At 44.4% G+C, this 14,570-nt stretch carries 7 protein-coding genes; 4 read left to right on the top strand and 3 right to left on the bottom strand.

What is annotated here, in order from left to right:
• Nucleotides 1–38: 38 nt before the first annotated feature.
• Together ABIE50_RS15800 and ABIE50_RS15795 are read right to left on the bottom strand one after the other, a co-directional pair.
• Complete coding sequence (locus tag ABIE50_RS15800; protein WP_209867224.1) at nt 39–1,076, bottom strand: FecR family protein; 1,038 nt, start codon at nt 1,074–1,076, stop codon at nt 39–41.
• Between the two features lie 68 nt (nt 1,077–1,144).
• Nucleotides 1,145–1,756, bottom strand: coding sequence for an RNA polymerase sigma factor (locus ABIE50_RS15795; protein WP_209867223.1), 612 nt, complete (start codon nt 1,754–1,756; stop codon nt 1,145–1,147).
• Between the two features lie 104 nt (nt 1,757–1,860).
• Between ABIE50_RS15795 and ABIE50_RS15790 the strand changes: the two genes are divergently transcribed.
• The gene (locus tag ABIE50_RS15790; RefSeq protein WP_209867221.1) at nt 1,861–2,028 is read left to right on the top strand and encodes a phosphatidate cytidylyltransferase; all 168 of its coding nucleotides are present in this window, start codon (nt 1,861–1,863) and stop codon (nt 2,026–2,028) included.
• Between the two features lie 48 nt (nt 2,029–2,076).
• Here ABIE50_RS15790 and ABIE50_RS15785 read toward each other — a convergent pair whose 3' ends face one another.
• Nucleotides 2,077–3,111 carry a hypothetical protein gene (locus ABIE50_RS15785; RefSeq protein WP_209867219.1) on the bottom strand — a complete coding sequence of 345 codons (1,035 nt, stop codon included), beginning with the start codon at nt 3,109–3,111 and terminating at the stop codon, nt 2,077–2,079.
• Between the two features lie 1,434 nt (nt 3,112–4,545).
• Here ABIE50_RS15785 and ABIE50_RS15780 point away from each other — a divergent pair.
• From ABIE50_RS15780 to ABIE50_RS15770, 3 genes are read left to right on the top strand one after another with little or no spacing between them, the layout of a single operon-like run.
• A complete protein-coding gene (locus tag ABIE50_RS15780) occupies nt 4,546–11,640 on the top strand; it encodes a T9SS type B sorting domain-containing protein (RefSeq protein ID WP_354028038.1) in 7,095 nt (2,364 codons plus the stop codon).
• Between the two features lie 30 nt (nt 11,641–11,670).
• Nucleotides 11,671–12,687 (top strand): PorP/SprF family type IX secretion system membrane protein, encoded by a 1,017-nt coding sequence (locus tag ABIE50_RS15775; protein ID WP_209867443.1) that lies wholly within the window; start codon nt 11,671–11,673, stop codon nt 12,685–12,687.
• A gap of 14 nt (nt 12,688–12,701) precedes the next feature.
• Entirely contained in the window at nt 12,702–14,318 is a 1,617-nt protein-coding gene (locus ABIE50_RS15770; RefSeq protein WP_209867441.1) for a tetratricopeptide repeat protein, read from the top strand.
• The last annotated feature ends 252 nt before the right edge of the window (nt 14,319–14,570 follow it).

Here is a 14,570-nt window from a genome sequence, read left to right as displayed (position 1 = left end):
ATTAGGAATAAGACATCTATAAAATTGAGCGGCGAGCTTTACGGCTTATGGATCCAGACTTCATCGCCTCTTTGGTTGAATTGCATACGGAAAACCTTGCCCAGCTGTGTCATCATGGTATCGGCGTCATAAATGATAGGCATTGAGCCTGATACTTTATAATTCAATAATTGTGTGTCTCGTATGATCAGTTTTTTACCAAACACCTGCTCCATAAAAACGGCGGCATCCAGCAATGTAAAATCATTCATTATTAAGCGGCCGGTGTGCCAGGAGGTATAGTTTACGGCATCTACGCTTTTCTTGGTATAATCTCCATCCTGTTTGTTATACCGCAGCATTTCCCCGGGTTGCAGGTACAGCGCTGCAGCTTTACCCGTATTGTTTTCACCGATATTCAGCAGGATACTTCCCTTTTGCAATACCACTACTATTTCTTTACCACTGCTGTTTACATTGAACTGTGTTCCCAATACTTCCACATCCAGGTGATCGTAGGTATGTACAATAAAATGCTGGTGGGAAGCGGTATGTTTTACATGAAAAAAGGCTTCCCCGTCGAGCCATACTTCACGCCGGCCTGTTCCGGTAACGGCATACAGCAGCCGGGAGTCGGCATTCAGCGTTACTTCCGAGCTATCGGGCAGCAGCAGGGTCCTGGTTTCTCCCAGCCGGGTGAAAGTGCTGAGGATAGTGGGTTGCTCCGGTGCGGGCTTCCACCACCACCAGGCGCCGGCCAGCAGTATGCCGGTAATTACCGCGGCAGCGTATTTCCAGGCGCTCCTTCGGTATGGCTGGCGTACAGGTACCACTTCTTCTTCGTTCTCCTCTCCCAGCCCGTTCAGCACTGCATCCCACAACTGTTCCTTATCCGTTGCGGGCAGCGGGTAATCGCGGAAGCGGATGCTTTGCACGAGTTGCCTGGCGTTGCTGATGACGGGTTCTTTTTCCGGGTGTTGCCTGAGCCATGATTCCCAGAACACATTCCTTTGCTCCGGGTGCAGTACCCATTGCTGGAAGTCCTCATCCATCGCGAACTCCCGGGCGGTGTATGATAAATAATTACTGGAGGCCAAGAGAACGTGCTTTTACTTAAAGAGCAGGTAATGATGAAAATCTCATCACTTTTTTAAAAATATTTTTTCTATTTCCCTAAAAACAGCAACAGGAGCGGCAGGGGGAGATTTTTTTTAAGGATGCCAATAGCTTTGGAGATGGTGTTATATACAGAATCGACCTGCATAGACATGATATCGGCCACTTCATTATAGTTCAGGTTCTGGAAAAAGCGGAGATAGATGGCTTCACGCTGGCGCCTCGACAGGTTGCTGAGGGCTTGCTGGAGAAGGCGCTTCTGTTCTTCGGCAGTTTCGTGCTGGATTAGTTGATGTTCGAGGGGAAGCGTGCATTCAAATTCAAATGCTTCCCATGATTCACGGTGCAGATAGCGGCGGTCTTTCCGCAAAGCGCGGAGCAGCCGTCTTCTCAGGCTGCTGATAAGGTAATAGCGTACATTCCCGATATTGGGGGTAAGGTGTTCTCTGCTGATCCACAGATCCTGGAACAGGTCCTGCAAACAGTCCTTCACCCTTTCCTTGTCCTGGCAGAAATGCATGCCATAGTGAAAGAGGTCATCGATGTGGGCATCGTATATTTCGGCGAAAGCGTGGCGGTCACCTTGTAGAAAGAGTCCCCAAAGTGAGGAACCGGAAGCCACCACGCGTAGCCCCTGTTTGAAGGCTTTCCCTGAATTCATACTGTTCTGGTTGATCTGCTAAAGCTTGTTAATTATTCTGACACTTGCAAATATATTTTGGTACAGGATATGTCTGTTGATATATAACATTAAAACTGAACGATATGAAGAACCTCACTTATTTGTTACTGTCGTGCCTTGTACTTTTACTCAGTAGTTGTGAAGTGATAGGCGGAATTTTTAAAGCGGGCGTTTGGACCGGTATATTAGCCGTAGCAGTGGTGGTGGGCCTGATCATTTTTTTAATAACCCGTGGCGGGAAGCGGAGCTGATATTTATTAAAACAGCCTTGTAATAAATATTACAAGGCTGTTTTAATATTAACGGCGTGTTGATTCCAGTTGTTGCAGCCGGTTTGTTAAAGACATGTTCTCCCTTTTCAGTTCGATCATATAAAGTGTAAGCTCTTCTATCTTTTTAAGAAGGATCTCATTCATAGCGCCTACATCCACGCTGCCTTCCCGTTGTACTTCCGCCTGGGAAGGCACACCGGGCAAATGCTGATGCGCATCAATAAATTCTGCCACTTCCATTAAACCCGGCAATGGATAAGATGGGTGAAAAACATAATCGGGCCAGTCGGTAGTAGTCACCTTTACCCGCTTTGCCTTGATATCGCCGTTTACGGCCAGTTTTACGGTGGGGTTATCTGTACCGATGCCAACATTCCCATTCGCTGCAATACGCAACCTTTCCGCCCCGGCGGTACCCATTACTATATTTTCATAACGGTCGGGTTGGTTAACGGTGTAACCAGATAAGTCTATATACGATTTAGTCCCTGTGTAAGTTCCGCCTCCGGCGCTTAGCCGGAGAAAGCCGTCGTCGCCTGCATACCAGCCCGGGCTGGTTCCCCTTATTTCGCCGGTGATGGTGCCTGCAGATACCGGTGGGCGCGGGTTACCGGAATTAACCGGTGACAGAATGGTAACGCCCCCATTCACAGAGAGCCGGGTATAAGTATTCATGGTACCGATGCCTACATTCCCATCAGGTCTGAAAACCATCCAGGGAGCGGCATAAGCAATATCCGCCGTGGTGTTACCGCCGATATATGCATAGATCAGGCTATCTGCACCGCCGTAAGCTCCGAATGAGGCTAACTTACCAGTTTCTTTGGCAGAGAGGCTGAATTCGCGGGCCCAGGCTCCTGAAGTAGTTGTAACGTCGATATTCACTCCAAAGGGATAAGGACCTGGATTAGTTAATTTCAGATTCCCACCATGAATATGCAGTAATGCTTTGGCAGACGGTGTATTGGTTCCAATGCCAACAGGACCTGTGGACGGAAATATGTTTTGTGCGCGAAGGCCGGCAGCTGTGAGCAGCAGGCATAGAGATAAACAGTACTTCATTTGATTTGTAATTGGTTAACTTTTATTTTGTCTTAAGGAGATTTAAATATAAGGGTTATTAAGGTTGTAAAAAAGCTGGGGTATGGTTGTTGAAGGGTATTTACTACGCTTTCGTAATATTACTAAAGGTACTAATTACGCTTCAGCGAATTTTTCTCCTGCCCCTGCTTCAACAGCGCCTCCAGCAGCTCAATAAAACAATTATAATCCAGATGTCTTAATGTCGGTTCTATGACCGTTTAAAAAACTACCGAACTATTATTTATTAAACAAGTTTAATGAATTTTAAAATAAAACAAAATAATTTCACTCCATATTATCGTTAATTAATGCTTAGTTGATGTTATAATCCCGTTGATTGTTGTGATAACCTATTAATGTATTTTAAAGTTGGTAGCCCGTATAGAACCCTAATGCATATAGACTGGAAACAGCTTTTTGAGCATATTAATTGCTCAATCTGATGGTTATTAGCCGTTAAATTGGAATTCCTCATTTGACACCATTTAATAATTTAAATACAGCATTTCCAAAATCGAGCATTAAATATTTTGCATTCTTAATCTTCTTCTGTCTTTAATGGTTTTCAGTGACCTGAGTGAATTGTCTAATCTTCAATATTTAGAAGTAGTGGCATTAAGTTCAATGTATTGATCAAAATCCTTCTGGTCTTCCAAAAACTGAATCGTCAATTTTGCATCGTTTGTATCGATGTATATACCCTTGTGTTCTGTAAAATCGACAAGACTTAATATCCAAATGAAAACTTATATGCTTAAAAGTATTCAACTCCTTATTCTCTCTGTAGTATTGGTATTTTTATCGTTAGGTGTTAATGCCGAAGGTAGTAAAGATCTGGTGTCCCGTGGTGGAACCAGAGCATTTCTGGCAAGTGGCCCGACTCTTGACACCAAATCATATCCATTCAGATATTCTGGAACAGTCAAAGTGTATGCTAAAGCCGGCGAGAAAATTTATATGGGATCGAGCGCACAAGGACTGGGTAATGGGACTATTGTTTGGCGGGCCCCTGATGGTTCTACCGGAAATAGTGGAACAGGTAGCAAATCCATAATCGGGCGTATTGAAAACCGAACGCAGGAAATGAATGGCCCAAATAATCAAACCAATGGTCCGGACAAAACTAAGTATAATCCGTACATAGTTACTGTGAATTCAGAACAGGAAGGTATCTGGGAAATTGATTTTATATCACCTATGATTGGCTCATCTCCAGGGGCTAGTAATTTGGGTACTATTTCGGCTGATAAAGAATGGAAATGGAACACGGATCAAGATACCAGATCTCCATACATAGCCGCTTTTGATGTAACAGTACGGGACGTTAGTGATAGCAGGTTTTTGACAGGAAGGGTATATTTAAACCTTTTTTGCGGATATACAGGTAATGGTGGATTTAATGCGCTGTTTTATGTGTTAACAAAAGATGGATATCAATATACTGTAGACGCTAATGGGTTTATGGGGAAGGGATTCGTTTTTTTTGTAAACAATAAAGGATTTATTAATTCTAAAACAGGCGCCCCATCTTATTTAAGCGTAACAGATATCAGGGCGTTGAATGTACATGATCCGACAAAACCAGATGATGCTACTAATACAACGCATAAACTTTTCCTTAATGCGCCAGCGGCAGATCTCCCCGCTTTGGCAAAAACACCAGATGGTTTTCAAACATGGATGTTAGTTAAACCAATGGCTCCTAAGGCAGCTGATTTTAAATTTGAAGGCGTTGAAGGAACAAAGGGAAGTGCCGGTACGTGGCCATTGACAAGTTTTATCAAGTTTGTGGCTAATATAAGCGGCTCTTATGAAATAGCAATAGATATTGATAAGAATGGAATTTATACCGATAAGATTGATAGAAAATTAAAGGGGAGCGCGATTGAAGGGGAAAATTCAATTAGCTGGGATGGCCTGGATGGTTTGGGTAAACCTGTAGCTCCAACAGTTGTTGCTTCACCAGGAGTGGTGAAAATTACTTTATTCGGAGGAGAAGTGCATTTTCCATTAATTGATGTTGAGAATAATCCTAATGGAATTAAAATTACCCGTATCAATGGCGATAAAAGTCCGGAGAGTACAATTTATTGGGATGATTCGCCGATTAACAGTGAAGGAAGTTCGATTCCAAGTTCCCCACAGATTAATACTGAAGGGGTAAACAGTTTGGAAGATGGCCATAAGTGGGGCCGCCCAACTTTCGAGGATAGAGGATTTGGTAATGAGAAGGGATTGGACTCCTGGACGTATGTCTTCGGTGATCCACTGATTAGTAAAGTGCCAATGATCCTACAACAGGCAGATTTGGAAATTGTAAGTATTGAACCTTCTGCTAAAAAAGTTTGTGTGGGAACTCCTATTACATTTAAAGTTGTAGTTAGGAACAATGGGCCCAGCAATACAAGAGGGGCAAAACTTAAAATTAGTATTCCAACTGAGTTTGAAGTCGACCCATCCACCCTGCCAAAGCCAGGTGATAATTCCGCAATATTTGATATAAATCTAAACTCTACGGAGTTTACGGCTTCGCTGAATATGGCGAATCAAGACGTATTTAGCTTTACTATTTCTGGAAAAGTGAAAGAAGGCCCTTCCAATGGAAGCCTTCCTCTTAAGGCAAGCATTTTACGGCCGGCAGATGTCAACGACCCCGATGCTACAAATAGCGACCCTGTAGCACCAACGGATCCGGAAGCAGAGTGTAAAGGGCTTAAATGTAACAATATAAAAGAGACAACTGTATCGGTAGATAGTAAGCGGGTTACAGCTTCTATAGAAACTCCGATACAATCAAACGGCAATTTGGGTGTGTTCATGTTAAAGGCAAATGATCCGGGACCAGGAATAGGGAAATGGATATTGCCTGATGGCAGTAATGCAGTTATTAAGGATTTATTATCTCCCAACACAAGCATTAATCTCCAGCCAAATACAAATGTGGTGGTCGTTTGGTCTGTTACAAATGGAAGCTGTATGGCAAAAGACAGCATTACGCTCAAATATGACGTAGTTATGGCTCGCCTTGGAGTGGTTAAAACAGCTTCCCTGGAAAAGGCTACAGCAGGTAGTGCGCTGAACTATACGATCCGGGTAACCAACCATGGCCCGGGGAACATATCAGCCAAAGAAACATTCAAAGTAGTAGAGACCCTGCCGGCTGGCTACATCGTTGAAAGCTATAAAGTCGACCAAGGCAGCTATGATCTTAAAACTGGCGACTGGACCGGTGCCGATCTTCCTGCCGGAGCAACCGTGACGTTAACACTCAACGGTAAGGTAGATGCTGCCTATAGTGGCATGGAGCTGATCAACAAGGTAAATGTGATACCGCCGCCCGGTATACTGCCTCCCCCGGCAGATCCTGGTAAGGTATCTCCTCCTACCGGCTCAGAGGTGAAAGTACCGGTAACCCGCGTAGCTGCATTGGGCATTGTTAAAACAGCTTCCCTGGAAAAGGCTACAGCAGGTAGTCCGCTGAACTACATCATAAAGGTAACCAACCATGGCCCGGGGAACATTTCAGCCAAAGAAACATTCAAAGTAGTAGAGACCCTGCCGGCTGGCTACATCGTTGAAAGTTACAAAGCCGACCGCGGCAGCTATGATCTTAAAACTGGCGACTGGACTGGTGCCGATCTTCCTGCCGGAGCAACGGTGACGTTAACACTCAACGGTAAGGTAGATGCCGCCTATAGTGGCATGGAGCTGATCAACAAGGTAAATGTGATACCGCCGCCCGGTATACTGCCTCCTCCGGCAGATCCTGATAAGGTATCTCCTCCTACCAGCTCAGAGGTGAAAGTACCCGTAACCCGCGTAGCCGCATTGGGCATTGTTAAAACAGCTTCCCAGGAAAAGGCTACAGCAGGTAGTCCGCTGAACTATACGATCCGGGTAACCAACCATGGACCGGGGAACATATCAGCCAAAGAAACATTCAAAGTAGTAGAGACCTTGCCGGCTGGTTACATCGTTGAAAGTTATAAAGCCGACCGCGGCAGCTATGATCTTAAAACTGGCGACTGGACCGGTGCCGATCTTCCTGCCGGAGCAACCGTGACGTTAACACTCAACGGTAAGGTAGATGCCGCCTATAGTGGCATGGAGCTGATCAACAAGGTAAGTGTGATACCGCCGCCCGGTATACTGCCTCCCCCGGCAGATCCTGGTAAGGTATCTCCTCCTACCAGCTCAGAGGTGAAAGTACCGGTAACCCGCGTAGCTGCATTGGGTATTGTTAAAACAGCTTCCCAGGAAAAAGCTACAGCAGGTAGTGCGCTGAACTATACGATCCGCGTAACCAACCATGGACCGGGGAACATATCAGCCAAAGAAACATTCAAAGTAGTAGAAACCCTGCCGGCTGGCTACATCGTTGAAAGTTATAAAGCCGACCGCGGCAGCTATGATCTTAAAACAGGCGACTGGACCGGTGCCGATCTTCCTGCCGGAGCAACCGTGACGTTAACACTCAACGGTAAGGTAGATGCTGCCTATAGTGGCATGGAGCTGATCAACAAGGTAAGTGTGATACCACCGCCCGGTATACTGCCTCCCCCGGCAGATCCTGGTAAGGTATCTCCTCCTACCAGCTCAGAGGTGAAAGTACCGGTAACCCGCGTAGCTGCATTGGGTATTGTTAAAACAGCTTCCCAGGAAAAAGCTACAGCAGGTAGTGCGCTGAACTATACGATCCGCGTAACCAACCATGGACCGGGGAACATTTCAGCCAAAGAAACATTCAAAGTAGTAGAGACCTTGCCGGCTGGTTACATCGTTGAAAGTTATAAAGCAGACCAAGGCAGCTATGATCTTAAAACAGGCGAATGGACCGGTGCCGATCTTCCTGCCGGAGCAACCGTGACGTTAACACTCAACGGTAAGGTAGATGCCGCCTATAGTGGCATGGAGCTGATCAACAAGGTAAGTGTGATACCGCCGCCCGGTATACTGCCTCCCCCGGCAGATCCTGATAAGGTATCTCCTCCTACCAGCTCAGAGGTGAAAGTACCGGTAACCCGCGTAGCTGCATTGGGCATTGTTAAAACAGCTTCCATGGAAAAAGCTACAGCAGGTAGTCCGCTGAACTATACGATCCGGGTAACCAACCATGGACCGGGGAACATTTCAGCCAAAGAAACATTCAAAGTAGTAGAGACCCTGCCGGCTGGCTACATCGTTGAAAGTTATAAAGCCGACCGCGGCAGCTATAATCTTAAAACTGGCGACTGGACCGGTGCCGATCTTCCTGCCGGAACAACGGTGACATTAACACTCAACGGTAAGGTAGATGCTGCCTATAGTGGCATGGAGCTGATCAACAAGGTAAGTGTGATACCGCCGCCCGGTATCATGCCTCCCCCGGCAGATCCTGATAAGGTATCTCCTCCTACCAGCTCAGAGGTGAAAGTACCGGTAACCCGCGTAGCTGCATTGGGCATTGTTAAAACAGCTTCCACGGAAAAAGCTACAGCAGGTAGTCCGCTGAACTACATAATAAAGGTAACCAACCATGGACCGGGGAACATTTCAGCCAAAGAAACATTCAAAGTAGTAGAGACCCTGCCGGCTGGTTATATCGTTGAAAGTTACAAAGCCGACCGTGGCAGCTATGATCTTAAAACTGGCGACTGGACCGGTGCCGATCTTCCTGCCGGAGCAACGGTGACATTAACGCTCAACGGTAAGGTAGATGCCGCCTATAGTGGTATGGAGCTGATCAACAAGGTAAATGTGATACCACCGCCCGGTATACTGCCTCCCCCGGCAGATCCTGGTAAGGTATCTCCTCCTACCGGCTCAGAGGTGAAAGTACCGGTAACCCGCGTAGCCGCACTGGGCATTGTTAAAACAGCTTCCATGGAAAAAGCTACAGCAGGTAGTCCGCTGAACTACATAATAAAGGTAACCAACCATGGCCCGGGGAACATTTCAGCCAAAGAAACATTCAAAGTAGTAGAGACCCTGCCGGCTGGTTATATCGTTGAAAGTTACAAAGCCGACCGTGGCAGCTATGATCTTAAAACAGGCGACTGGACCGGTGCCGATCTTCCTGCCGGAGCAACCGTGACGTTAACGCTCAACGGTAAGGTAGATGCCGCCTATAGTGGCATGGAGCTGATCAACAAGGTAAGTGTGATACCACCGCCCGGTATACTGCCTCCCCCGGCAGATCCTGGTAAGGTATCTCCTCCTACCAGCTCAGAGGTGAAAGTACCGGTAACCCGCGTAGCCGCATTGGGTATTGTTAAAACAGCTTCCCAGGAAAAAGCTACAGCAGGTAGTCCGCTGAACTACGTAATAAAGGTAACCAACTATGGCCCGGGGAACATATCAGCCAAAGAAACATTCAAAGTAGTAGAGACCCTGCCGGCTGGTTATATCGTTGAAAGTTACAAAGCCGACCGTGGCAGCTATGATCTTAAAACTGGCGACTGGACCGGTGCCGATCTTCCTGCCGGAGCAACGGTGACATTAACGCTCAACGGTAAGGTAGATGCCGCCTATAGTGGTATGGAGCTGATCAACAAGGTAAATGTGATACCACCGCCCGGTATACTGCCTCCCCCGGCAGATCCTGGTAAGGTATCTCCTCCTACCGGCTCAGAGGTGAAAGTACCGGTAACCCGCGTAGCCGCACTGGGCATTGTTAAAACAGCTTCCATGGAAAAAGCTACAGCAGGTAGTCCGCTGAACTACATAATAAAGGTAACCAACCATGGCCCGGGGAACATTTCAGCCAAAGAAACATTCAAAGTAGTAGAGACCCTGCCGGCTGGCTACATCGTTGAAAGTTACAAAGCCGACCGCGGCAGCTATGATCTTAAAACAGGCGACTGGACCGGTGCCGATCTTCCTGCCGGAGCAACCGTGACGTTAACGCTCAACGGTAAGGTAGATGCCGCCTATAGTGGCATGGAGCTGATCAACAAGGTAAATGTGATACCACCGCCCGGTATACTGCCTCCCCCGGCAGATCCTGGTAAGGTATCTCCTCCTACCAGCTCAGAGGTAAAAGTACCGGTAACCCGCGTAGCTGCACTGGGCATTGTTAAAACAGCTTCCCAGAAAAAGGCTACAGCAGGCAGTGCGCTGAACTACATAATAAAGGTAACCAACCATGGCCCGGGGAACATTTCAGCCAAAGAAACATTCAAAGTAGTAGAGACCCTGCCGGCTGGCTACATCGTTGAAAGTTATAAAGCCGACCAAGGCAGCTATGATCTTAAAACTGGCGACTGGACCGGTGCCGATCTTCCTGCCGGAGCAACCGTAACGTTAACACTCAACGGTAAGGTAGATGCCGCCTATAGTGGCATGGAGATGATCAACAAGGTAAGTGTAATACCGCCGCCCGGTATACTGCCTCCCCCGGCAGATCCTGGTAAGGTATCTCCTCCTACCGGCTCAGAGGTGAAAGTACCGGTAACCCGCGTAGCTGCATTGGGCATTGTTAAAACAGCTTCCCAGGATACCGCTATAGCAGGCAATCCGCTGAACTATACGATCCGGGTAACTAACTATGGCCCTGCTAATATTACATCCAAAGATGTCTTTAAGGTAACAGAATCTATTCCGATGGGTTTTGTAGTGGAAAGGTATAAGGTTGACCAGGGTAACTACAACATATCAAATGGTAGCTGGACAAATGCATTTCTTCCAGCTGGTGCAACAGTAACACTGATGATCACTGGTAAGGTGGCCGCAGAATACAAAGAAACAAACCTAACTAATAAAGCAACTGTTACACTGCCACTCAATATAGCATCGCCACCTCCACCAGGCCCCGGACAGCCACCGCTGCCGCCAACAATTTCAGAGGTAACGGTGCCGGTTGTACGCACTGCTGCGTTAAGTGTAACAAAAACTGCCTCAGAAGAAACAGCTATTGCAGGAAAACCTTTAAACTATACTATAAAGGTCACGAACAATGGTCCGGCGAATATCGAGCCTACCGAGATCTTTGAGGTTATCGAATCACTGCCCGCAGGTTATATTTTGGAGAGTTATAAGGTGGATCAAGGTCAGTATGACATAAATACCGGTAGCTGGACGAACGTTTATTTTACACCGGGAACTACTATTACTTTAACTATTATCGGTAGGATGGATGCAGACTTTACAGGAAAGAATGTAGTCAATAAGGTATCAGTGAAATTACCACCAGGCATGGTACCACCAGATCAACTGAGATTCCGTGTTCCTGAACAAACGGTAGCAGTATCAACAGTGCCTTTTGTTGAGTATAAGTTCTTTATTCCAAACGTATTTACCCCTAACGGAGATGGTAAAAATGATAAGTTCACAATTGTTGGCATCGACCGTTATCCCGGTTCAGGATTGATAATTTATAACAGATGGGGAAATGAGGTCTATAATTCTAAATCTTATAATAATGAGTGGGATGGAAGAGGATTGAACGAAGGCACTTATTATTACCTCCTGCAACTTAAAACGCCGGATGGAATTAAGCCCTATAAAGGATGGATTGAATTATTGAGATAATACTGTTTTGTTTTATTAAAAATGAAAATTATGAGGAATAGAATAATGCAATTGTTATTTATGGTATTGCTTATAACCAGTTTCTTTTCTGGAAATATCCTTGCACAGCAGAATATACAATTTAGCCAGTATGCATTTAATGGTTTAAGTGTAAATCCGGCTTATGCAGGGTACAAAGGTGACTGGTACCTAAATGGAATTTACAGACATCAATGGGCAGGATTCCCCGGAGCACCGAGAACAGGTGGAATTTCTATAGATGGACTTACAAATGCTAACGAAAATAGGGTAGGATTAGGAGCACAGGTAATGTTTGACAGGTTAGGCCCTCAGGAATCACTGTCTGCCTATGGCTCTTATGCTTATAGGATTCCATTGGATGAAAATGATACTAAACGCTTATGCCTGGGAATAGGAGGAGGAATCACTCAATATTCGATAGACGGAGGAAGCCTCAAATATGTGGATGATCAGGATTTGGCTATTCCAGTTGAAAAGGTATCTAAAATAATACCAGATGTACGCTTTGGCGTCTATTATTATACCCCTTCATTTTATGTGGGTGTTTCAATAATGGATTTGCTGTCTTTGTATACAGATGATACTCGTTATAGCCTGGGTGGGTATAATTATCAAACAATTCGAAAAACGCAGCATTTTTATTTGTCTACCGGATATTTGATCAATCTTTCTGAAGAGTTAAAACTAAGGCCATCTATTATGATTAAAGAGGACTTTAAAGGACCAACTAATATGGATTTAAATGCCTTTTTGCTCATTTCTGAAAAACTCTGGATAGGAGGCTCTTATCGTACAGGTGTGTCTTTTTGGGGTAAGCCCGCGCTTAGTCCTGATTTAAGTCAATTGGATGCAGCTAGTGTTATCGTGGAATTTTATACTAACTCCAAATTACGTATCGGATATTCCTATGATCTTTCCCTTAATAAGATGGCCGGTCAGCAACGAGGGTCGCATGAAATATCTGTAGGATATCTTTTTAATAGCAATAAGAATAAATCGCGAATAACGAGTCCCCGATATTTCTAAAATAATATGCAAAAATGATAGAACATTATTTAAGAATAAGTTTAATAAAAATGAAGCCACTGATATTTTGTTTGTTGATCACATCTCTGTCTTATGGACAGGAGCAACCTTCTTTGGTAAAAGAAGCTGATTCACATTTTTTACGGTACAATTATGCTATTGCTGCAGGGCTTTACGAAAAAATCTTAAAAAAATATGCACCGGAGAAACGATCTGTAAAGATGATGGAAAGACTAGCTGCATGTTATAGGGAAATTAACAGGTATGAACTTTCTGCGCGTTGGTACGGAGAAGCTTTACAACACACCGATGCGGCTGCAGATGACTGGCTTTTTTATGGAGATATGTTAAAAAGTATGGGGGATTTTGAAAAGGCAAGGGAGCAATACAAACAGTATTCGACAAAAAATCGAAATGACAAAGTAACGATGCGTCTGGCAGTGTACGATTCTTTGGAGAATTGGCTATCTGGGTATAATGATGTAAAACTTGTGAATATTGAAAGCATAAATTCGGGTAAATCAGACTGGGGAGCTATACAGTATGGAAATCAGATTGTATTTGTATCAGATAGTTTACGCGGAAACAGGTTGGATATTAAAAATTCCAGAAAAACCTATGGACGCACCAAAACACCTTTCCTGAAATTATATGTGATAGATAAAGGATCAAAGGATTTTGGTTATACGAAAGACTTTTCCGATATAATTAACAACTATCCTTATCATATCGGACCGGTTTGTTTTTCGAAAGATAGAAATACGGCTTACGTTACTGTAACAAGGCCAGGTATTGCCCGCTCTTTGAAATCTGATAAGTCTGGATTAGGTAATCATAAGCTTGAATTGCAGATCTTTATGAAAAAGGGAAATAAATGGCAGACTCCTATTCCATTTATATATAATTCAATGGAATGTTCTACGGGGCATGCTTATCTGAGTCCGGATGAAAATACCCTTTATTTTGCGTCTGATAGAGCTGGCGGAATAGGAGGAATTGACATATGGTATTGTGAGAGACAGCCAGACAATACATGGGGTATACCCCGAAATTGTGGACCAGCAATAAATACCCCTGAAGATGAAGCATTTCCAGTGGTAGATCATGAAGGAAAATTACATTTTTCAAGTAAAGGTCATCCAGGGTTAGGTGGTTATGATCTTTTTGTTAGCTATGGGGATAAAGATCATTGGTCTGCCCCGGTTAATTTGAAGGCACCATTTAATTCCAGTGCAGATGACTTTTTTATGGTGCATGATGCAGAGGGAAATGGCTATCTTTCTTCTAACCGGAAGGGAGGAAAAGGAGATGATGACATTTATCGTTTTTCCAGGCCTCATATTCCTATGCCCCCAACTCCCCTTCCATCTTTACGTATTCCTTTAGTGTTAGATATCTATACTCCAGGAACAGTCTGCGTATATCTTTTTAATAAGACCCGAAACATTGGATGGTGCTATTTAATAGAACCTCCCTCAAGGAGGATAGAAATGATGCTGGAAAGTGATACTGATTATGTGTTAAAAGCGAATTATGGGAATCGTCGTGATAGTTTATTATTTGATACACATAATGTTAATGTAAAGGATACACTTCATAGGTCTTTTCATGCACAAGCAAATAATATGTAAATGTCAGGACCCTCTTTCCAGCAGCTAAGCTGTTTTAAATTGCTTTTAAAAGATATCTAAAAAATCCACTCAAAGCCTCCGTTAAAACGCAAATACGAGGGCTTTGAGTGGATTTTTTAGCCGAAACGTCAATATGTTTATACAGTTTATGTTATAGTATCCAGGATTCAGGTACGCCCTTTATATTCTTCAATTAATTAAACTAGTTTAATTAATAATTACACCCAAAAAACTATTATTATTAGCCCAATT

Origin of the sequence: Chitinophaga sp. OAE865, assembly GCF_040546735.1 — a bacterium.
GTDB classification, from domain to species: Bacteria; Bacteroidota; Bacteroidia; order Chitinophagales; family Chitinophagaceae; genus Chitinophaga; species Chitinophaga polysaccharea_A.
Note: the sequence above shows the minus strand (reverse complement) of the source record. Positions and strands in the feature narration are given on the sequence as shown.